The organism is Rhodococcus sp. NPDC127593 (assembly GCF_042671975.1).
Classification (GTDB): Bacteria; Actinomycetota; Actinomycetes; order Mycobacteriales; family Mycobacteriaceae; genus Rhodococcus_F.
In genome coordinates, this window is record NZ_JBHXWI010000107.1 from 1 (window position 1) to 20,812 (window position 20,812).

Below are 20,812 nucleotides of genomic sequence, written 5' to 3' on the forward strand. Positions count from 1 at the left end.
AGTCGTGCTCGATGAGGTGTTCGTGCCCGAGCATCGGGCGATTCCGTTCATGGACATTGTGACCGGCAACTACCGGACGGCGTCGCTGGCCGGTGACAGCTACTACAACCAGCCGTTCGTGCCGTTCATGTGCGCGATGTCGGTGGGGCCGGCGATCGGGCTGGGGCGTGCGGCGTTGCGTGCGTTCGAGGAGCGTGTGGGGTCCCGGGGTATCACCTACACCAATTATGCCCGGCAGGCGGATGCCCCGATCACGTATTTCCAGCTCGCTGAGGCGCGGATGAAGCTTGATCAGGCGAAGTTTCATGCGGACCGGATTACCGGTGCGGTCGATGAGCATGCCGCGTCCGGGGCGGCGTGGGAGATCGCCGAGCGGGTGCGGTGCCGGGCGGATATCGCTTGGGCGATCAAGCTCACGCGGGAGGCCTGCGAGATCGTCGAGCACGGTTCCGGTGCCAATGCGCTGCGGGGTTCGGACAAGCTCGGTTCGATCCTGCGGGACATCCGGACCATGTCGGTGCACTCGTTCCTGCTGCACTCGACCAACGCTGAGTTGTATGGGCGGATCCTCGCCGGTAACGAACCCGACGTCCCCTTCATCTAGACAGGTCCGGCCAAGACCCGCCCGCTCGGGTCTTGGCCGACCCGCACCGAGCCGATCCGCATCGCCACACGAGTACGTAACCGAAAGTCGATTTGATTGCGGCTCCAGACCGAGGACACCGCGGACCCTCACGGAACCGAAAGCTCCGGCCCGACAACACCACGGCACCACTCGCCGGCAAAGTCAGGCAAATCTCTCACTAGGAATGATTTCCATGTCAGTACCCCGATCAACGAAACTATCTTTTACAGTTGGTGTTCTGTTCGTCCTGCTCGCGGTGACGTTGAGATTCTTCCTAGTGCCGGCAGCCTCGAAGATGCCTGATGACCTCGATGTCAATCTTCGTTACGAGGGCACGGGGACGATGCTCAATCCTACGGCTCTGCAGGCCGGCGATCTTGCCAACGTGGTGGCTACCAATGTCCCGGTCGCCGTCGACCGACACGTCTACGTCTCGAGTGTGGACGGGAACACTGCCATTACACACGATGACCTGACTGTTGAAGCGCCCGGAGGAGTATCCATGCCCTCCAACCACACCTACGCGATTGACCGCACGACCATGGACAGCGCACCAGCCCCGGACGGGGTCGAAGTGGAGCCGCACGCAGGTCTCACGGTGGGATGGCCGATGAATCCGAATCCGGACGCAAGCTATGCGCTATACGACTTCGCGACCAGGACGACAGCACCGATGACTTTTGCCGGTGAGGGCTCCGTATCGGGTCGAGACGTGCTCAACTACACCGTCGAAGCAGCTGGCCCACTGGCTGATCCCAATATTCTCAACGGGCTGCCGCCCGCCATGCCGAAGGCTCAGCTCGCCTCACTCGCGCCGCTTCTGCCAGCTGATCTGCAAGCGAAGCTGGGCGCCGCGTCCGGTTCGCTTCCCGATCCGGTGCCGTTCAATTACACCGCCGTCAGCAAGCTGGCGCTTTCCACCGACAAGACCCTCGGAACGCCTGCCGACGGCTCACTGAACCTGCAGGTGATCGCAAACGTCGAAATCGGTGGTGAAAACGTCAGCGTCATGCCGGTTCTTGCCCTCGATACACAACTCACCGATCAGTCTGTCGCTGACGCGGCCGCCACCGCGTCGACGGTAGGCAAGCTGCTCACGCTGATGGGAGTTGTCGTCCCACTCGGGTCGGCACTGCTCGGTCTGATCCTCATCGTCGCCGGGCTGCTTCGGCTCCGCAAGCGTCCGCCAACGAAATCAACTCCCCACCGTGATCCCGAGACCCTCGGCGTCCGTTGACGGGCGACACCGCCGCTCCACACGATCACCAGGCGGTTGACCGCAGGTAATCCGGCGAACCCACCAGCCGCCAGATGCGTCAGATACCACACACACCAGCCAACCGAAAGCACCCGAAGACATGCCTCGTATCGATACCTCCCACCTGCCGACCCGAATCGTAACGGGCGCGTTCATCCTGAGCTCCGGTCTCGGCAAATGGTCCGGGAACAAGGAGATGGCTGCAGGCGTGCACGGATTAGCCGCCGGGACCTACCCGGTTCTCACCAGCATCGAGGCACCCAAGTTCCTCAAGCTGCTCGCCGGAGCCGAGATCGCCCTCGGCGCGGCCCTGCTCACCCCTGTTGTCCCCGCCGCGGTCGCCGGTGCGGCGCTCACCGGCTTCGCCGCAGGCCTCCTCGGCCTGTACGTTCGAACACCCGGTATGCGCAACGGAATTCGACCCACTCCCGATGGAACCGCGATCGCCAAGGACGTATGGCTACTCGGAATCGGCGCCGAACTCTGCACGGACGGTATCCGGAACCGCAGCTCGCTCCCCAAGTAGACCCGGTCGACGTGCGGACATCATGTGGGACACGTCGAGCTCTCAGCTACTGAGACCTGACCTTTCCTCCGCACGGCAGGCAAGCACAACAGATATGACGCTTCAGATACTGAACAGAGCGAGAAAGAGTTACAACATGATCTTCGAGCACGCCCATGTCACTGTGGCAGTCGATCGCCAATCCGACTTCGAGCGAGCATTCGCCGGTGTGAAGAAGCACCTCGTTGCCGCCAACGGCGGCAAGACCGCGGAACTCGTTCGCAGCGTAGACACCGACGGTCTTTACCTCATGCGCGTCGGCTGGGATTCCGTGGAGCAGCATGCGGAGTTCGGTTCGTCCCCGGATGCGCAGATAGTCGTGGACGCACTGGCCGAATTCTTCGTTGTTACTCCCCAGGTTGCCCATTTCGAAAGTCCTGGTATCGCAATACGAGTGCGGAACTTCGTGCAGGTCACCGCGGCCGGAATCGCGAGTCAAGTGCGCGCTCGACAGGCCAGCAAAACCCCGGCCTGACCACAGGAAATCCCGACGAAACGACGAGTAGTGGCGGTTCCGACAGGTCCGCGAGCAGTTCGACTCGAACCACACCAGTAGGTCGGATAATCATCAAGGAGAGTCGTGATCGCTACCGGCTTGCCACCGCGTGCTGCGGTCGTGTCGATTTCTTCGTGGCCGCTGCGCTGGAAGATGGCCGTAGTCCTGATCGTTCCGTTTGTGGTAGCGGCATCCCTCGGCGGGCTGCGCGTCCAGGACCGACTTCGTGAGGCTGCCGACTTCGCCGTCGCCGCCGACCGGATACGCGTGGTTCCACTGCTCATCGAACTTGATTCCGACGTGGCCGTCGTGACAGGCACTCTGGCACAACGCACCGTCACCCCGGACCTGATCGACAGCCTGGATGCCACCATCCGTAGTGTCGAATCGCTGGATCCCCCGAAGGCCCTCACCGACGATGCTGCGCGCACCGTTGCCGATGCGCTGGCCAGTGCGCAGGCGCTGAGCGCCCAGGCAAGGCGTGGCCCGACTGGTATGGAGACACTCACCGAACAACTCGATGCCATCCGCAACGCACTGGGGGCGTCCGTACGCGCGATCCTGGAGCCGATCGTCGATCACGATGTCGCCGCCTATGCCAGGGGCTTGGAGGGACTGTGGTCCGCACAGAAGATGCTTTCTCCGGAGGGGTTGGCCGTGGTCGCCGCAACACCGATGCACGAGAACGAGTCGGACAAGGAGCTCGCAGCCAAAGCAGGGGAGCTACGAGCCCACCTGCAAACTGAAGGCGTCCTCCTTCAGCAGGCCGCCCAACTCCCATTCACCGACGGAGAGGCTGTCGCAGCGCTGCAACAACTGGTCGCTGATCGCATCGAACTACTGGCGCGCCTCGACTCAACCGGAAACGCCCATCAAGTCCTGGACGAACTCAAGCTGTCCCTGTTCACCAGCATTGATCAGTACGAGGCGGCTGTCTCTGCCGCGTCCGCCGCGCTCAGCGACGCCGTCACGACCAAATCGAACAACCAACGCATCGGCGCCTGGCGCGACACCGCGGTGGTAATGGGACTGTTACTCACCGCCGTCGTGCTGGCCGTCCTGGTCGCTCGATCGCTGTTGGCCCCTCTGCGTCGTTTACGCCGGGGGGCGATCGAGGTTGCGCACACCCGCCTGCCCGATGCAGTCGCGCGACTGAAAACCGAGAGCAACGTCGGCGCACCCGACATCGAACCGATCGACGTGCACACCACAGAAGAAATCGGACAGGTCGCCCGCGCGATCGACGGCATCCACAGTCAGGCCTTGCGATTGGCCGGAGAGCAAGCGCATCTGCGGTTGCAAATGACACGTGTCTTCGAAACCCTGGCACGGCGGAGTCGCTCACTGATCGACTCACAACTGGAACTAATCGAGCAACTCGAGTTCGAAGAACGAGACGCCGCGCGACTCGACAATCTATTCCGCCTCGATCACCTCGCGACCCGAATGCGACGACACGGGGAAAATCTCTTGATCCTTGCCGGAAACCGTGACCGGCGCACCCGTCAACCCCTGTTGCAGGTGACCGACGCGGTCCGCGCGGCAGTCTCCGAAGTCGAGGACTACCGGCGTGTACAGGTGCGGACCATCCCTGACGTCGCACTGAACGGGGCCGCCGGCGCCGACCTCGTACGGATCCTCGCCGAGTTGGTCGACAACGCTCTGCAATTCTCCTCACCAGACACCGCTGTCACGATCCAGTGCATCCGTACAACTGAAGGTGGTCTGCTGATCGAGGTCGCCGACCACGGAATCGGGATGTCGCCCGCCGACCTCGGCGCCGTCAACGATCGGCTCGCTGACACCTTCGCGGTCAGCGCAGACACCGCCCGACGAATGGGTCTGTTCGTCGTCGGCACGCTCGCTGCCCGGCATGCGATGACCGTCGCCCTCCGCTCAACCTTGGAGATGTCCCGGAATGCGGGAATCACCGCCGCCGTGACCATTCCCCGAGCCCTGCTCGTCAAGGTAGCCGAACAAAATGGCAACGTTGTCGCCGCAGCGCCCGTCACTCGTAGAGTGCGCGGCCTAGACGCTCAGCATGCGGTACCTGCAGACGCCCCATGGACCACACCGGACGCGCACAAGACGAGTCCGAACGAACCCGCGACGATAGCGCCGGCGGACAGCCGTCGGACAAGAAGCAGTGACGACTCGGATCATCCCCGACTCCCGCACCGCACGCCAGGCGCATCGATAGGCGCACGCCGCACGCCATCAACCGGCACCGCCCCGGTGGGTAACACCGAAGGACAGGAAGCCATCCCGCGACACCGGCTCCGTCCTACACGGACAACCGCGTTCTTCGAGTCTCGCGTCTTCGACGAGGACAATTCCGCGAGCCCGATCGCACCACCGCCGATCTTTGCCAGTATCGCGCCTGCATGGCTGACCGACCCCACAACCCACGACAGTTTCGAGTGGGGGTCGAGCGCAGACGAGGGGTGGTCCGCAGCTCAACGCGCCGTCGAATCCTCCTCCGACATCACACCCACCGGTTTGCCTCAGCGGATTCCCGGGCGACGACTCGTGCCCGGCAGCGTCGATGTCGTTGAGCCAAACCCGTCCCCACTCCGTACACCCGCCGCCGTTCGCGAGAAGCTCGCCCGCCACCAGTCCGGCGTCCAGGCGGGCAGGACTGGACGCCATGGCGCCTTCAGCCCAGCACTCAAACCGCAGATGGGACTCTCATGACAAGCCGGGGCACCCTGGACTGGTTGGTTTCGAACTTCGCCAAAGACGTACCGCGTGTAACCCATGCCGTTCTCGTCTCCGCAGACGGCCTTCTGATGGCCGCCAGCGCTCGTCTTCCCATCGATCGCGCCGAGCAACTAGCAGCCGTGACGGCCGGTCTCGCCAGCCTGTCCACCGGTGTTTCCACCCTGTTCGACGGAGGCCGAGTGCTGCAATCGGTCGTCGAGATGCAGCACGGCTATCTACTGTTGATGAGCGTCGGTCACGGCGCCCAACTAGCCGCTCTGACCACCGCGGATTGCGACCTCGGACAGGTCGGTTATGAGATGGCTGTCCTGGTCGAGCGCGTCGGATCAGAAATTCAAGCGCTTCCCCGGCCGTCGGCGACACCCGAGTGAAGGGTGTGCATCTCGGCGCGGCCACCGCGGGAGCGCGATTGTCACCCGGTAGCCCCTCCCGGATGACTTCGGCGAAACTGGTCATCGCCGGTGGATTCGGGGTCGGCAAGACAACCCTTGTCGGCACGGTCTCGGAGATAGTTCCACTACGAACGGAAGCGCTTGTCACCGAGGCCAGTGCTGGAGTCGACACACTCACACCGACCCCACTGAAGTACACGACAACGGTCGCAATGGACTTCGGCCGTCTCACACTGGCCGACGACCTGACCCTCTACCTGTTCGGGACTCCAGGACAACATCGGTTCTGGTTCATGTGGGACGACCAAGTCCGCGGAGCGATCGGAGCCATCATCCTCGTCGACACCCGTAGGCTTGCCGAAAGCTTCGCCGCTGTCGACTATTTCGAAGCGCGCAACATGCCTTTCGTGGTCGCGATCAATGAGTTCGACAACGCGCCGAGATACAGCGCAGCGGAGCTTCGTGAAGCCCTGGCCATCGCCGAAGACGTCCCGATCATCTCACTGGACGCCCGCGACCGCGCTTCTGTCAAAGCTGCACTCCTCGACATCACTGAACACGCCCTCAGTTCGCTGAACGCACCTAGCACCGCGTTATCGGGATTGCACCGTACGACACCCGAGTGATGTACTCGGTTCACCTCTGGCACCTACCGACGTCCACCGCGTCGCACGAGCGCACCCGAAGACATTAGTTCACGAGTTGGTCGACGGTTCCGAAGGGTGTCGGAGGCTCAAAAGGCGGTCGAGGAAATCTGAGATCGTAGGAGTCATCTCGTGAGTCTCGCTGATGTGCTGCACGAGTGTGCACAAGGCTGGGCCCGCATCGAGGATCGGCAGAAGGAGCCCAGACCGCGCGCACCGCTCGAGCAGCGGGAACAGCATGAATTCTACCTCGCGACTCGGCCGCTGTACCGCCCGGCACTCGGCCAACAGCAGTCGTGCATGAAAGCTCTCGGCCTCCGTGGGGCATCGATCGATTCGGCGAAATTCCGAGCACGAGAACGGGCCTGCTTTGCCGACCGGTCGGTGCCCTCTGCCAAAAGAAGCCGAATGCGCGACTCTTCCATGATCTCGGTGCTGACGCGGCTGATGCCCGCCCGATTCCGCGCGGTGAACCTGGAGGAATTCGGGACGAGAGAGATGCGCGGATCCGAGGCCAGTGCGAATCCGCACATGGTGATGTGCGCCTCGAGTCGCGGCAAATTCAGTACGACTGAAAGTCGTTCCCCCTCCTGTAGACGCGCCTCCGCCTCCGCATGCCGGCCAAGCCGAAACTTGAGCTGCGCTCCGACAGCGTAAGTAGCGACCATGAAGTCGACCGTTCCGCCTTGAGTTCCCAGCGTGGAACTCTGGTCGAGGCGGCGTTCGGCTTCTTCCAGCTGCCCCTGCTCATAGAGAAGGTCTCCGAGAAGTGCTGCGGCGAGCCGCGAACTGTAGGAAAGATCGTCACCGGGACTCGTTGACAGATCCACCTCGTTGTCAAGGGACATGTGGACGTCCCTGTAGGCGGACAGGTGGTGTCCCTGTGCGCGGACAGCTGATCTCCCTGTCGGCGGTCAGCTGATCTCCCGCGTTCGGCTCAGGTCAACGGCATCACCCCGCGTCCGGCGGTGGCGTCCTGCAACCGCAGCGAGGTGCCTTCGGTGATCACGACATGCGCATGGTGGAGCAGTCGAAAGCGCGCGGGTTCGCCGATTCTCGCCGGTTGAAATCGCGGAACCCGCGTGTGCTCAAGCATTTTTCGGCCGGTATGGGGCGAGTTCGCGGACTCTGGCCGATGGTCAACCGGTTGTGTGGAGTCCCGGGCTGTCATCGAGGTCCGGTCGAGCGGCGTTCTGGGTGTGCGGCCTGGACGTAGGTCATGGAAGTCTTGGCGCTGATGCCGAAAACGCGCATGAGGTGGACCGGATCGGCGGTGTGCGCCGCCTCATCGAGAATGCGGTCACGGCGTAGCTGGGATGCGGTGAGTCCGAGCCGCACGAAGATGGTGTCTGTGACGTGGTGGGAGACGGGCGGGAGCGTCGTGTCGGCCGAGGTCACTTGGCTGACGAGCAGGTGTGGGTTGGAGGTTCGGCTCCAGAGACGGCGCCGCTCATGGAGCCAGTTATCAGCGAGGGCATGGGTCAGCTCGTCGAGGTAGACGGTGTGGTGGTGGGTGTCTCGTCGAACGAGGAGTCGGCCGGTGGGGAGGTCGAGATCCTCCAGCAACACGTGGGTGGTCTCCTGTATGTGCAGGCCGTGGATGGCGATCAGGGCGACGACCAACTTGGCCATCGGTCCTTCGGCCCGGTCGATCAGCCCGTGGAGGCGGTCGGTGGGGATGGGGGCCGGTAGGCGACGCATCGTGGGTAGGGACATGCCGCGCGTCGGGTCCCGGAAGATGACTCGTTCCTGTTTGAGGGCGCGGAACAGACTATGGAGGGCCGAGAGCAGATTGCGGGCCGTGACCGGCGGTTGCCGGCGCAGACTGGCCTCGATGTCGTCGCGGGTGATCTCCCGCAGGCTGGTCACGTGCTCGGTCCAGGCGGCCAGTTCCGGGCGCAGACAGTTGAGGTAGGAGCGGATGGTGGCGAACGGAAACTGTGGATGCGGCCGGTGTCCTTCACCCCGAAGAACTCGAACCCAGCAGCGCATCTCCTCGGCGATGGTGTCGGGAAGGGCGGCGATGCGCTGCTCGACCGCTCGCTCGGGCGCCTCGCCCCGACGGGCGGGGTCGGGGATGACCATGCCGTGACCGTCGAGGAACTGCAGGACTCGTCGGATGCCGGCATTGCGCCGGTGATCGGCGACCGCGCGGATGTCGGCTTCGTGGATGGGGGCCTCGGCGCCGAGCCAGCCCAGCAGGATCCGCAGGGTCATGGCTGCGCTGTTCCGGGGACTCGCGTTCCACCCGTGTTTGCGTGCGTGTCGCTCGAAGTCCTCGAGCAGCGCTTCGGCGGCCGGCGTGAGCGTGGGGACCGTCTGCGAGGAGCCGACGGCGAAGCATCGCCAGTTGCGACGGGCATCGAACAGCACGGCTTGCGTGGGGTCGACCAGGTCAGGTGATACCGCTGGGATGGGGGTGCGCGGCATAAGCCTCCGCCATTGTTTCGGGGACGGCACCGTGTCGCCGAGAGTCTTTCCCTTTGCTGCACTTGGGTTCTCCCACTTCGCGGCCAGGACCAGCGGACTAGCCCTGGGGAAACGCAGACCTGGAAGGATCAGGGCGAGTTGCACCGGCCGCCCGGGTGTGGGGTCGAGTATCCAACTGTCGACCGTCACGTAATTCCCCAGGGGTCTCCGTCACGTAATTCCCCATGCTCGGGCGTGCTGAGTCGAGGGTAACCCGCGCGGATGGGGTGCGGATCAAGTTGCGCTGGCGGTGCGGTGTCCGGGTCGTTTGCGGGGTCGGTAGGACGGTCCGTCCATCAGGGTTTGATGGCTGGTGTTGATCAGCCGGTCGAGGAGGGACTCGGCGACGACCGGGTTCGGGAACAGCGGATACCAGTCCTTCGGGGCGCGGTTGCTCGTCAGAATCAAGGGTTTGCCGGCGATCGCACGATCGGAAACCAGATCGTAGAGGTCGTCGGACTGGGTGGTGGTGTGCTCGCGCATCGCAAAATCATCGATAATCAACACCAGTGGCCGGGTGTATTCCCGCATCCGCTGACCGATGGTGCGATCGGCATGGCCACCGGCGAGATCGGCAAGCATGCGGGAGCACTTGACGAACCGCACGTCCCCACCACGGCGCGCGACATGATGCCCTAGTGCTTGTGCCACATGGGTTTTGCCTACTCCAACGGGTCCGTAGAGAATGACCGACTCGCCGGCGTCGAGCCAGCGCAGCGCGGCCAGGTCCCGCAGCATCGCCGCCGGGAGTTTCGGGTTCGCGGTGAAATCGAAGTCCTCGAAGGTGGCCTGTTGTTCGAACCTCGCCCGCCGCAGCCGGCGGGCCAGCGCCGCGGTCTCGCGGCGGGCGATCTCGTCCTCACACAGCACTTGCAGGAATTCGAGGTGTCCGAGCTGCCCGTCCCGGGTCTGGGCGAGTCGGGCGTCGAGGGTGTCGAGCATCCCGGTCAGCTTCAATGTCTTCAGCGCAGCCCGCAGGCTGGGGTCGTGAATGGTCATGACGATTCCTAGGGTGTGATGAAAGTAATTGGTGTGCAGCATGTGTCAGTGGCAGCGTTCAACACTTCAGGCGGTGCGTTCGGTGTCGAAGGCATCGGGTCCGCGCAGGAACGCCGGCGCCGGCGCGGGGGCCGGTGCGGGCTCTCCGTCGTGTTCGGTGCCGGCGGCGAGGATGCCCTTGACGGTGCGGTAGCTGGGGTCACCGACCTCGAGGGCGCGGGCGCAGGCCGCGTCCAGGCGGGCGTCGTCGTAGCGGTCCCGCAGCCGGACGATGCCCTGGATCGCCCGCAGCCGGTGCAGCGTGTTGACCTGCGACAACTCGGCGACGACCGCGACCGCGCCGGGACCGATCTGCTCGGCCTGCGCCCGACACCAGACCACGGTCTGCAGCGTGTAGGCGATCTTGTGCGGCGGGTAGTGCTCGGGGTTCGTCGACCGCCCCGACAGGTGCAGCACGTGGGTGGCGACCACCTGCTCGCCGGCGAAGATCTGCACCACATCCCCACAGGTGCGGACCAGCACCTTCTGACCGATCAACCGCCAGGGCACCGAATACAGAGCCTTACCGGCCTTGACATGAATGTCCGGGGCGACCTTGCCGACCTGATAGCGGACCGATTCGAATGGTCTCGGTGGAAGTGTTGTGAGACTGCGCTTTTCGATGGCGTCGAACACCGCCGCGGGTTCTGCTCCGTCGAGGCCGCGGTGGCGGTGCCGACCGTAGACATCGGTGCACCAGGCCAGGGCGGCGTCCTGCATCTGCGCCAGCGAGGTGAATTCGCGGCCCTTGAAGTACGAATCGCGGATATAAGGCATCGGGCGCTCGATCCTGGGTTTGGCCGACGTCGTCAACTACACCCAATCTCGACGATCGGTACCGACGTGTGCGGGTGACACACCGGTTCCATCCACTTTTCGGCCGGGACTTCGAGTTCGTCGCGCACCGGCAGAACTGGGGCGAGGACCGGGTCCACCTGCACGACGAGAACGGGGAGCTGTTCTCCCTGCCGGCCGGGTGGACCGACGTCGCCCCGGTCGACCCGTTCGTGGTCGTCGCCGACGGACGTTGCGCGTTCACCACCGACGGGCTGCTGGCGGTGGCGGATCTGATCGACCGGCTCCGGGCGCAGCGCGACGGTGACGAAGAAGTCAGGCGGATTACGCCGTGAACGTCAAGCGAATTATGCCACGACCGACTATCCGATCCGGACGCGAACACGAGCCTCTAATTGCAAATATGTATGTGCTGCAGCAGATAATGGATGGTAGTCGGTGTGTCGCGAAGATTCTTCAGCGCAGCGGCGTCATAATTATATTGACGATCGCATGTTTCAGGAGGCGACATGACCCGGCGCGCAACACCCGAGGACCCCAAGACGGCGGCGCTGCGCGAGGCCCGCAGCCTGAACCCGCACCCGGAACGGGTGGCCGACCCGGAGTTTGCGACCGAGGAGTTCTTCGACGCCCGGGACGCGGTGCAGGTCAAGTACGAGATGGTGCGAGCCGTCCTGGTGGACGGCCAATCGGTGACCGCGGCCGCGGCGGCGTTCGGGTACTCCCGGCAGACCTACTACCAGGCGGCCGCCGCGCTGGCCGAGGGCGGACTGGACGGGCTGGTCGCCGCCAAGCCCGGCCCCCGCGCCGGGCACAAGCTCACCGGCGAGATCCTGGCCTGGGCCGAGCAGCAGCTCGCCGGCGATCCCGCACTGAAACCGGCCGACCTGGTCGAGCCGATCGAGCAGCGGTTCGGCGTGCGCGTGCACCCCCGCTCCATCGAGCGAGCGGTGGTCCGCGTCCGGGAGCATTCCAAAAGCCGCTGACTCACCCGCCTTCGAACGGAGGGAGGACCTGCAGTCCCCGGACGCCGACCGGGACACAGGCCCGCTCGACACCCGGTACGAACAGCTCCGTCACGCCGCCCTGCACGAACGTGCTCGCGCGTTCCCGCTCGGGCTCGGCGTGCTGGTCGGCAGGGGCATCACCGCCTGGCGGCGGGCCCTGACCCGGCTGACCTGCGACCGCACCCCGGCCCGCGGCCCCGGCCGGGCGCCGGGCGGTCCGGCCGAGCTGTCGGGCGCACTGACCGCCGAACTGATCGACGTCCTGGCCGCCGTCGCGCTCGCCGGCGCCGGCCCCGATCCGCCGCCCCCATCCCTACCGCCGCGAGGAGAAGCCCACCGATGTTCACCGACACCACCGGCCCGTCCAAGGTGACCGCCGCTCACCTGCAGCGCCGGGCACTGCTCTACGTCCGCCAGTCCAGCCTCAAACAGGTCCTGCACAACACCGAGTCCGCGATCCGCCAATACGACCTGCGCGGCAAGGCCATCGCGCTCGGCTGGGCCGCCGACCAGATCACCGTCATCGACATCGACCAGGGCCAATCCGGCGCCTCGGCCGCCGACCGCGAAGGCTTCGGGCAACTGGTCGCCGACGTCTCCCTCGGCCGGGCCGGAATCGTCCTCGGTCTCGAATGCTCCCGCCTGGCCCGCAACAGCGCCGACTGGCACCAACTGCTCGAACTCTGCGCGATGACCGGCACCCTGATCTGCGACGAGGACGGCCTCTACGATCCCCGCACCTTCAACGACCGCCTCCTGCTCGGCATGAAAGGCCAAATGTCGGAAGCCTTATGCCGAATTCGCTATAAGGCTTCTTATGTGGACCACACCGTTATGCCGACCACGCGACGGAAGGTGCTCCATGGCAGTGGTAGTGGTGGCATGAGGTCGGCATAATAGTGGAGGACACTTGATCAGCGTCTCCTCTCCATCCATCCCATTTTGGAGAGGAGAAGGTCATGACGACAGTTCCGTGTTGGGCTCGGGTGCGTGGTCCGCTGGCACCGTATGCCGAGGGTTTCCGGGTTGAGCTGGAGCGGCTGGGCTACACGCCGCTGACGGCGGCGACACATGTGCGGTTGCTGGCGCATCTGAGTCGCTGGCTGGCGCGAGAAGGTGTGGATGCTTCGGGGTTGACCCCGGCGACGGTGGACGCCTACTTCGCCGAACGCCGCGCGGCGGGCTATGTCGGGCACGTCACCGGCCGGGCGCTGCGGCCGCTGCTCGGCTACCTGCGGCGGCTGGGGGTGCTTCCGGCTCCCCCGCCGGTGGCCCCGGCGAGTCCGGAGGAACGGCTGCTCGCCCGGTATCGGGATTACCTCACCACCGAGCGCGGACTCGCCGCGGCGACGATTGAACTGAACGTACGGATGGTCCGCCCGTTCCTGGTCGACCGGATGAAAGCGAGGCAAGGCCGCCTTGATCTGGAGCATCTGGCCGCCGGTGAGGTGACCGCGTTCGTGGTGACACAGGTTCGACTGCGACCGAAGTCGGTGCAGCGGATCGTGACCGCGCTGCGGTCCCTGCTCGGCTTCCTGCACCTGGAGGGCATCATCGACCGATCACTGGCCACGGCGGTCCCCCCGGTGGCCGGATGGACACAGACCGGCCTGCCCAAGGCGCTGGACGGCGATCAGGTGGCCGCGCTGCTGGCCTCCTGCGACCAGCACACCGCGACGGGGCGCCGGGACCTGGCGATCCTCACCGCGTTGGCGCGGCTCGGGCTGCGCGCCGGCGAGGTGGCCGCGTTGACCTTGGACGACATCGACTGGCGGCGGGGTGAGATCACCGTGCGGGGCAAGGGGAATCGACACGACCGTATGCCGCTGCCGGCCGATGTCGGCGAACGGATCGTCAGCTATCTGCGGGACGGTCGCCCGGACACTGCTCAGGGCCGGGCGGTGTTCGTCCGCGCGCAGGCCCCCTATCGGGCGTTGACCTCGAACGCTGTCACCACGGTGGTGGTCTACGCGGGCAGACGGGCCGGGCTGGGCGTGATCGGCGCCCATCGGCTGCGGCACTCCGTCGCCACCGCCATGCTGCGCTCCGGTGGGTCGTTGACCGAGATCGGCCAAGCACTGCGCCACACTCGCCCGCTCACCACCGCGATTTACGCGAAGGTCGACATCGAGGCGCTGCGGCAGCTGGCCCGACCCTGGCCAGGTGAGCCGGCATGACCACGCCACGATCATCGCTGCGCGACGCGCTGGCCGACTACCTGAGCCTGCGCCGGGCGTTGGGATTCCAACTCGCCAACGCCGGCAGGCTGCTGGGGCAGTTCGTCGGCTATCTCGAACAGCGCGGCCTGGACACCGTCACCACCGAGCACGCACTGACCTGGGCGACACAACCCGCCGGGGCGTCGGTGCACTGGTGGGCGATCCGCCTCGGCGTGGTGCGCGGCTTCGCCGCCTACCTGCACAGCCTGGATCCCTCAGTCGAGGTTGTCCCAGCCGGCCTGATCCGACCCGGGGTGTGCCGCGCCACGCCGTACCTGTATTCCGAGGCCGAGATCCGTTCGCTCATCCATGCGGCGGGCGCGCTCGAGCCCCGGCTGCGGGGGGCCACCTACCAGAGCTTGATCGGCCTGCTCGCGATCAGCGGGATCCGGATCGGGGAAGCGATCGCCCTCGATGACGACGACTTCGACGTCGAGCATGAGCTGCTGGTGGTGCGCCACACCAAGTTCGACAAGCACCGTCTCATCCCGCTGCACCCCAGCGCGACACAAGCCTTGACGCGCTATGTGCAGCTTCGACGACGACTGCTGCCGCGACCGGCCAGCCCGGCCTTGTTTGTCTCCACCGCCGGGACTCGGCTGTTGCACAGCAACATCAATCTCGTCTTCGCCGGCCTGGTCGAACGAGTGGGGCTCGGCCGGCGGTCGGCGGCCTGCAGGCCGAGAATCCACGACCTGAGGCACTCGTTTGCGGTGGCGACCGTGCTGGGCTGGTACCGCGACGGCGCCGACATCCCGGCCCTGATGCCGCGCCTGTCCACATATCTGGGCCACACCGATCCGCAACACACATTCTGGTACCTGTCGGCCGCGCCGGAGTTGATGGCGTTGGCCGGTCAGCGGCTTCAGACCCACCTGGGAGGTGACTCGTGAGCACGCTCGCCCCCACCCTGCAGGCGTTTTTCACCGACCGGCTGGTCCGGCAGCGTCAGGCCAGCGGCCACACCATCGCCTCCTACCGGGACGCGTTCAAGCTGCTGCTCACCTTCGTCGAGCAGCGGACCGGTAAATCACCGTCCGATGTGGACATTGCCGATCTGGACGCGCCGCTGATCGGGGCGTTCCTGGGCCACCTCGAAACCGATCGCGGCAACAGCGCTCGGACCCGTAACGCCCGGCTGGCGGCCATTCATTCGCTGTTCCGCTACGCCGCGCTGCGCCACCCCGACGACGCCGCGGTCATCCAGCGGGTGCTGGCCATCCCACCCAAGCGCTTCGACCGAGCGTTGATCACCTACCTCACCGAGGAGGAGATCGCCGCGCTGCTCGCCGCCCCCGACCGCAGCACCTGGACCGGGCGACGCGACCACGCCCTGCTGATGCTGGCCTGCCAGACCGGGCTGCGCGCCACCGAGCTCACGGGCCTGACCGTCGGCGATGTGCACCTGGGCACCGGGGCGCACGTCGGCTGTCTCGGGAAGGGCCGCAAGCAGCGGATCACCCCGCTCACCGCAGCCACCGTCACGGTCTTGGACGCCTGGCTCGCCGAACGCGGTGGCCTGCCCACCGATCCGCTATTCGTCACCCGTCGCGGCGGCCCGCTGAGCCGCGACGCCCTGGAACGGCGACTCGCCAAGTACACGGCCACCGCCGCATCGTCGTGCCCAACGCTGCGGGAGAAGAAGGTTTCGCCCCACGTCCTGCGTCACTCGGCCGCGATGAGGTTGCTCAACGCCGGCGTCGATACCTCGGTGATCGCGTTGTGGTTGGGCCATGAGAAGGTGGCAAGCGTTCAGGTCTACATCCACGCCGACCTGACGCTCAAGGAACGAGCGTTGGCTCGAACCGCACCGCAAGACGCCCCACCCGGCCGCTACCGGCCGCCAGACGCCGTGCTGGCCTTCCTCGACGGACTCTGATTATGCCGAACATCCGAAGCCGAGAACGCTCGCCACCACGAGCCCACCGCAGCGGTCGGCATAACGGTGTGGTCCACATAAGAAGCCGAACTGCATTTCATCAAGGCCCGGCTGCGCGGCGGGCAACTGTCCAAGGCCCGCCGCGGCGAGCTGATCATGCCGCTGCCGGTCGGCCTGGTCTACGACGCCGCCCACCACGTCATCCTCGACCCCGACACCGCGGTCCGCGGCGCCCTGGCGCACCTGTTCACCACCTTCGAGGCCACCGGATCGGCGACCGCGTGCGTCAAGGCGTTCCGCACCGCCGGGCTGCTGTTCCCCTGGCGGCACCTCAAAGGCCCCCACAAGGGCGAGGTCGACTGGAAACCGCTGGCGCACCACGCCGTGCTGCGGGTGCTGCACAACCCCCGCTACGCCGGCGCCTTCACCTACGGACGGCACAGCCAGCGCACGCTGCCGGGCGGCAAAACCGTCACCGCGCAACTGCCCCGCGAGCAGTGGGTCTCCTTCATCCCCGGCGCCCACCCCGGATACATCACCCTCGACCAATACGACGCCAACCTCGCACGCCTGCAAGCCAACTCGGCCGCACACGGGCTCGAGCGCCGCAGCGGGCCGCCGCGGGAAGGGCCGGCGCTGCTGCAGGGCATCATCGTCTGCGGCCGGTGCGGGCTGAAGATGACCGTCCGCTACCACCACCGGCGCGGCACCGAGGTGCCGACCTACATGTGCCAACGCGACGGCATCGAGAACGGCCGACCGGTCTGCGCCACCATCCCCGGCCAGGACCTCGACCGGGCCATCGGGCAATTGCTGATCGACACCCTCACCCCGCTCACCGTCGAAGCGGCCCTGCAGGTTTCGGCCGAGCTCGAGCACCGGGCCGCCGACGCCGACCGGCTGCGCGCCGCGCACGTCGAACGCGCCCACTACCTCGCCGACCTGGCCCGCCGCCGCTACCTGGCCGTCGACCCCGCCAACCGCCTGGTCGCCGACACCCTCGAGGCCGACTGGAACACCGCCCTCCGCGCGCTGAACCAGGCGCAGGAGAGCTACGAGAAGGCCCGACACGAGGGCACCGGGCACCTGACCGACGCGCAGAAGGCCCGAATCAATCAACTGGTCACCGACCTGCCCGCGATCTGGAACGACCCGGACACCCCGCAGCGTGAACGCAAGCGCATCGCCCGACTGCTGCTCACCGACGTCACCCTCACCCGCACCAGCGACACCATCACCGCACACCTCCGCTTCCCCGGCGGAGATCACACCACACTCACCCTCCCGACACCCAAACCCATTGGAGAGCAACGCAAAACCCCGGCCAACATCGTCGCGGCCGTCGACGAACTGCTCGACGACCACACCTCCGGCGAGATCGCCGACATCCTCAACCGTCGTGGTCTGACCAGCAGCACAGGCGAATCGTTCCACCGGCACATCGTCGACCACATCATCCGCGCACACCGGCTGCGCAGCCGCCGCCAACGCCTCCGCGAAGCCGGCATGCTCACGCTCGCCGAGACCGCGGCCGCCCACGGCGTCTGCAACGACACCATCAAGGCCTGGCGGCGGGCCGGGATTGTCGGTGGCCAGCGATATAACGACAAGGGCGAGTACCTCTACACCCCAACCGACACCGACGAACCGCCCGACCGCCCGAAGATCGGCCGCCCGCCGAAAAGCCCCTGACCAGCCAGAACGTCAACCCCGCATGAACCGACCGGAAGAGGTGCAGTATGCAACCCGAGGTTTATCCTTTGGTTTTCCGGCGCGAGCGGGGTCGATCAGCAGCCCGTAGTAGGCGGCGAGTTCGGCATAGGCGCGGTTGATCTTCGGGTCGTACAGATCCGGCCGGTCCACCCCGGTCTTGAGGTTGTCGCACACGATCCGGGCCGGCGTGCCGCCGAAGAACTCGAACGCCGCCACGTGCGAGGCGCACCACGAGGACTGGTCCATCCGCAGCACCGGCTGCACGAACAGCATCCGCGAACAGGTCAGAATTATCGCAAACGCCCACACCGCCACCCGCCGGTCGGTGGCCGGATCCCGCCACATCCCGAGCTTGCCGTAGTCCACCTGTGCCTCGTCGCCGGGAGTGACCGCGCCCCGGAGCACCGTCACCTTCGACTCCGCCACCTGATCGGCGAATTGCGCTGCCACATAACGACGTACCGTCGACTCCGACACCGCGACACCGTGGTCGTCACGCAGGCGTTGCGCGATCGTCGCGACCGTCACCGACGCTCCCAACTGGCCCTCGATCCAGTCGTGGTGCGCGGCGATCGCCGGCCACGTCACCGCCCGGGCCCCCGGGTCGCCGACCTCCGGGAACCACCCCGAGATCAGCTCCCGCCAGAGCGCCTCGTCGAACTTCCCACCCTCGCCCGGCGCCAGCCCGGCCGCCAACGCCGGAGCCAAGTATTTCCGGATCGTCTTGCGGTCGATCCCCAGGGCCGTCGAGATCTGCACCTGAGACCTTCCGGCATACCAATGCCGGAACAACTCCATCAGATCGATCATCGTCCACGTTCTCCTTGCCACCGTCAGGCCCCTTCCCGGGCCCCCGTGTCGGTGGCCCAGTCAGGAGCGAACCTGCAGCAGCACCCCAGCCCCGGCCGACACGCCCCAGGGTGGGGAATTACGTGACGGCCGGGTGGGGAATTACGTGACGGACAAACCCCTCAACCTGGGGAATTTCGTGACCGCTGACATCCAACTCGGATCGTCGAGACGCAGGACTTGCAGGCAGGAGCGGCAGAGTCCGTCGTTGTTGACATGGTTGCGATGCCCGCAGCGCCGGCAGGCCTTGCGTTCCGGGAACGCTCGTCGCCACTTCGCGCAGGCGGCGCAGGTGGTGTATTGCCGTCTTTCGCCCCAGCCCAAGCAGATTGGGCACTGCGCGATCGGCCAGTTCTTTCCACCGGGTGCCACGGGTCAGTTCGGTGGCAGCGATCGTCGTGCTCTGCCTCGCCGGGGCGTCGGCCGCGCGAGTTCGTCCCCTCTCCCGACGGCCCGGCCGACATGCTGTTCATGCTCGTCGGTGGCTGCGAGGGGCTCGGCTTCCAGGAGGTCTGCGACCGTGCAGTCGAGCGCGGCGCAGATTTTGTCCAGGTCATCGAGCCGGACAGTGGTGGGTTTACCGCTCCACAAGGCGGCGACCTTACTCAGCGATGGCGTGAAGTCGACCTCGGTGAAGGCGGTCAACAGATCGCTGGGCCGCCAGATGTCGCGTTTGGCCGCTGCCCACCGTAGGTTCCACTTCATCGCAGGTTCCCCTTGTCCATGACCAGTCGTTGCAGCGCCCGCCCTGCTGCGGCAAGGCTGGCGGTTTCAGGGTCGGCGTGCGCGGTGGCCAGATAGGAAACCGTGGTCGTCGGCCGATCATGACCTAGCAATTTCTGCACTTCCCACAGCGACATTCCCCGCTCGTAGTTGTGGGTCGCGCAGGCATGTCTGAGCAGGTGGGGATGGAGTTCGGTCACCGGGCCGGTGAGGAACCGGCGGCCGACGGTCTTGAGTGCGCGCCGGAAGGTCGACGGTGTCACCGCGATGCCGGGCATCGCCACGTTCAGAGCGGTAACAGCCTGCGGAATCCGCTCTGACGGGAACAGCGGTGCTTCGGGATTGTCCGGGTCGTCGCAGAATTCCGCTCGGACTTCTTCCACATACCACCACAGCAGCGCCCGACCTTCCTCGAACAGATACGCCTCGCGTTGCCGAGGCCCCGAGCCGCGAGCCCCCTTGCCGTGCACCAAGAATCGGCCCCACTGACCGGATTCCCAGTAGACATCGCCGATCCGCACCCCGCACAACTCCGCGGCACGAACCCCGGAGATGTAGGTGAGCTTGCCCATTACGTAGTCGCGCCGAGCGATCACCGGCTTGCGGGAGTCCTGCAGCGATTCCCGCCAACGGCCGAAGAATTCGCGAGTGGCGCGCCGCGACGGCGGAATTCGAAGTCCGAAGTCGCCCCGATGCTTTGGGCGGTTGAACGGGTCGATCGGCGACTCGACAGCGACCCCGTAGCGGCGCGCGATCTCACCGGCGTATCGCTGCTCCACGAACGCGTAGTAGTTGTCGATCAGGGTCATCTTGCGGCGGACCGTCGCCCGGGCCCGCTTGCCCACGCCCGCGAAGTACTTGTCGACCTGGCGCGGGGTCAAACGCCACGGCGTCAGATCGTAGTACCGGCAGATCTCGATAATCGGCTTGGTCAAGCCATCCAGGGTGGCCGGCGCCAGGCCCGCGGTATCACGGGCCCATTGGTACTCGGCAACGGTGTCGAGGAAGAGGCTCTGCTCGTCGCCGGTGGATACCGCTGCCGTCTTGCGCCGCTCCAGCGTGACGACATCGGCCAACCCCGGCTCGAGCATCGGGTCCGCGCGTACTTCGTCGTCTCTCGGTGCCGCAGCGGACAGGACGGGCGGGAGCACGCGTGTCCGGGAATCCGACATAGTTCCACAGATTACGCCAGTTACTCCAGGATTCCTGGATAGACTCGCCGATTCTCGGAGGTATCCATACGGTCCCAACGACAGCCACCGAGCTGGTGAAATGCGGTGATACCAACCGAATAGAACCGAAGGAACCCGCGCATACTCCGGCTGTCGACCGCGGCGGTCGCGAGCGTTTTCGGCATGATCGTGTCGAACCCGGACGGGTGCAGGTTGCTGGTCACGACAACACTGCGGCGCTCATAGG

General features: G+C 65.9%; 22 protein-coding genes and 3 pseudogenes. 16 read left to right on the top strand and 9 right to left on the bottom strand.

All coding sequences use genetic code 11. The features are described 5' to 3' along the window. The 7 genes and pseudogenes from ACFVJ3_RS47045 to ACFVJ3_RS47075 form a co-directional block, all read left to right on the top strand. Window positions 1-604 (top strand): annotated as a pseudogene (locus ACFVJ3_RS47045) (indole dioxygenase); the annotation flags it as partial. 214 nt (window positions 605-818) lie between these two features. Then, window positions 819-1,862: a porin PorA family protein gene (locus ACFVJ3_RS47050; protein WP_378458610.1), complete on the top strand. Its 1,044-nt coding sequence runs from the start codon at window positions 819-821 to the stop codon at window positions 1,860-1,862. Window positions 1,863-1,983: 121 nt separating this feature from the next. After that, entirely contained in the window at window positions 1,984-2,409 is a 426-nt protein-coding gene (locus ACFVJ3_RS47055) for a hypothetical protein (protein WP_378458611.1), read from the top strand. A gap of 136 nt (window positions 2,410-2,545) precedes the next feature. Continuing rightward, a complete protein-coding gene (locus ACFVJ3_RS47060; protein WP_378458612.1) occupies window positions 2,546-2,923 on the top strand; it encodes an antibiotic biosynthesis monooxygenase family protein in 378 nt (125 codons plus the stop codon). 105 nt (window positions 2,924-3,028) lie between these two features. Then, window positions 3,029-5,638, top strand: coding sequence for an ATP-binding protein (locus ACFVJ3_RS47065; RefSeq protein ID WP_378458613.1), 2,610 nt, complete (start codon window positions 3,029-3,031; stop codon window positions 5,636-5,638). Beyond that, window positions 5,635-6,036, top strand: coding sequence for a roadblock/LC7 domain-containing protein (locus tag ACFVJ3_RS47070; RefSeq protein ID WP_378458614.1), 402 nt, complete (start codon window positions 5,635-5,637; stop codon window positions 6,034-6,036). The genes ACFVJ3_RS47065 and ACFVJ3_RS47070 overlap by 4 nt, the downstream gene beginning before the upstream one ends. A gap of 62 nt (window positions 6,037-6,098) precedes the next feature. Continuing rightward, the gene (locus ACFVJ3_RS47075; RefSeq protein WP_378458615.1) at window positions 6,099-6,683 is read left to right on the top strand and encodes an ATP/GTP-binding protein; all 585 of its coding nucleotides are present in this window, start codon (window positions 6,099-6,101) and stop codon (window positions 6,681-6,683) included. A gap of 263 nt (window positions 6,684-6,946) precedes the next feature. Here ACFVJ3_RS47075 and ACFVJ3_RS47080 read toward each other — a convergent pair whose 3' ends face one another. Further along, the gene (locus ACFVJ3_RS47080) at window positions 6,947-7,438 is read right to left on the bottom strand and encodes a hypothetical protein (protein WP_378458628.1); all 492 of its coding nucleotides are present in this window, start codon (window positions 7,436-7,438) and stop codon (window positions 6,947-6,949) included. Here ACFVJ3_RS47080 and ACFVJ3_RS47085 point away from each other — a divergent pair. Beyond that, entirely contained in the window at window positions 7,388-7,522 is a 135-nt protein-coding gene (locus tag ACFVJ3_RS47085) for a hypothetical protein (RefSeq protein WP_378458629.1), read from the top strand. The two genes, ACFVJ3_RS47080 and ACFVJ3_RS47085, sit on opposite strands and share 51 nt — an antisense overlap. A 116-nt stretch (window positions 7,523-7,638) precedes the next feature. On the opposite strand, the gene ACFVJ3_RS47090 is transcribed toward ACFVJ3_RS47085, so the two are convergent. The 4 genes from ACFVJ3_RS47090 to ACFVJ3_RS47105 all read right to left on the bottom strand — a co-directional run bounded on the left by ACFVJ3_RS47090 (window position 7,639) and on the right by ACFVJ3_RS47105 (window position 10,985). After that, a complete protein-coding gene (locus ACFVJ3_RS47090; RefSeq protein WP_378458616.1) occupies window positions 7,639-7,797 on the bottom strand; it encodes a hypothetical protein in 159 nt (52 codons plus the stop codon). A gap of 71 nt (window positions 7,798-7,868) precedes the next feature. Beyond that, window positions 7,869-9,320, bottom strand: coding sequence for a hypothetical protein (locus ACFVJ3_RS47095; RefSeq protein ID WP_378458617.1), 1,452 nt, complete (start codon window positions 9,318-9,320; stop codon window positions 7,869-7,871). An 84-nt stretch (window positions 9,321-9,404) separates the two neighbouring features. Then, a complete protein-coding gene (gene istB / locus ACFVJ3_RS47100; RefSeq protein WP_378458618.1) occupies window positions 9,405-10,169 on the bottom strand; it encodes an IS21-like element helper ATPase IstB in 765 nt (254 codons plus the stop codon). Window positions 10,170-10,235: 66 nt separating this feature from the next. Further along, entirely contained in the window at window positions 10,236-10,985 is a 750-nt protein-coding gene (locus ACFVJ3_RS47105; protein ID WP_378458619.1) for a hypothetical protein, read from the bottom strand. 74 nt (window positions 10,986-11,059) lie between these two features. Between ACFVJ3_RS47105 and ACFVJ3_RS47110 the strand changes: the two genes are divergently transcribed. The 8 genes from ACFVJ3_RS47110 to ACFVJ3_RS47145 all read left to right on the top strand — a co-directional run bounded on the left by ACFVJ3_RS47110 (window position 11,060) and on the right by ACFVJ3_RS47145 (window position 17,800). Beyond that, entirely contained in the window at window positions 11,060-11,338 is a 279-nt protein-coding gene (locus ACFVJ3_RS47110; RefSeq protein WP_378458620.1) for a DUF5372 family protein, read from the top strand. A gap of 174 nt (window positions 11,339-11,512) precedes the next feature. Further along, complete coding sequence (locus ACFVJ3_RS47115; RefSeq protein ID WP_378458621.1) at window positions 11,513-11,989, top strand: helix-turn-helix domain-containing protein; 477 nt, start codon at window positions 11,513-11,515, stop codon at window positions 11,987-11,989. A gap of 139 nt (window positions 11,990-12,128) precedes the next feature. Beyond that, on the top strand, window positions 12,129-12,383 hold the full coding sequence (locus ACFVJ3_RS47120; protein ID WP_378458622.1) for a hypothetical protein: 255 nt from the start codon (window positions 12,129-12,131) through the stop codon (window positions 12,381-12,383). Next, complete coding sequence (locus tag ACFVJ3_RS47125; protein ID WP_378458623.1) at window positions 12,350-12,907, top strand: recombinase family protein; 558 nt, start codon at window positions 12,350-12,352, stop codon at window positions 12,905-12,907. Before ACFVJ3_RS47120 ends, ACFVJ3_RS47125 begins: the two co-directional genes overlap by 34 nt. A gap of 62 nt (window positions 12,908-12,969) precedes the next feature. After that, window positions 12,970-14,187: a site-specific integrase gene (locus tag ACFVJ3_RS47130; protein ID WP_378458624.1), complete on the top strand. Its 1,218-nt coding sequence runs from the start codon at window positions 12,970-12,972 to the stop codon at window positions 14,185-14,187. Next, window positions 14,184-15,122, top strand: coding sequence for a tyrosine-type recombinase/integrase (locus ACFVJ3_RS47135; protein ID WP_061041386.1), 939 nt, complete (start codon window positions 14,184-14,186; stop codon window positions 15,120-15,122). Before ACFVJ3_RS47130 ends, ACFVJ3_RS47135 begins: the two co-directional genes overlap by 4 nt. Then, window positions 15,119-16,108: a tyrosine-type recombinase/integrase gene (locus ACFVJ3_RS47140; RefSeq protein ID WP_378458625.1), complete on the top strand. Its 990-nt coding sequence runs from the start codon at window positions 15,119-15,121 to the stop codon at window positions 16,106-16,108. The genes ACFVJ3_RS47135 and ACFVJ3_RS47140 overlap by 4 nt, the downstream gene beginning before the upstream one ends. 156 nt (window positions 16,109-16,264) lie before the next feature. Then, entirely contained in the window at window positions 16,265-17,800 is a 1,536-nt protein-coding gene (locus tag ACFVJ3_RS47145) for a recombinase family protein (protein ID WP_378458626.1), read from the top strand. Window positions 17,801-17,851: 51 nt separating this feature from the next. Here the strand turns inward: ACFVJ3_RS47145 and istA are convergent. The 4 genes and pseudogenes from istA to ACFVJ3_RS47165 form a co-directional block, all read right to left on the bottom strand. Continuing rightward, window positions 17,852-18,631 (bottom strand): annotated as a pseudogene (gene istA, locus ACFVJ3_RS47150) (IS21 family transposase); the annotation flags it as partial. 414 nt (window positions 18,632-19,045) lie between these two features. Then, entirely contained in the window at window positions 19,046-19,375 is a 330-nt protein-coding gene (locus tag ACFVJ3_RS47155; RefSeq protein WP_378458627.1) for a helix-turn-helix domain-containing protein, read from the bottom strand. Beyond that, window positions 19,372-20,565: a site-specific integrase gene (locus ACFVJ3_RS47160; RefSeq protein WP_105412641.1), complete on the bottom strand. Its 1,194-nt coding sequence runs from the start codon at window positions 20,563-20,565 to the stop codon at window positions 19,372-19,374. The genes ACFVJ3_RS47155 and ACFVJ3_RS47160 overlap by 4 nt, the downstream gene beginning before the upstream one ends. Window positions 20,566-20,585: 20 nt before the next feature. Further along, window positions 20,586-20,812: pseudogene (locus ACFVJ3_RS47165) on the bottom strand (hypothetical protein); the annotation flags it as partial.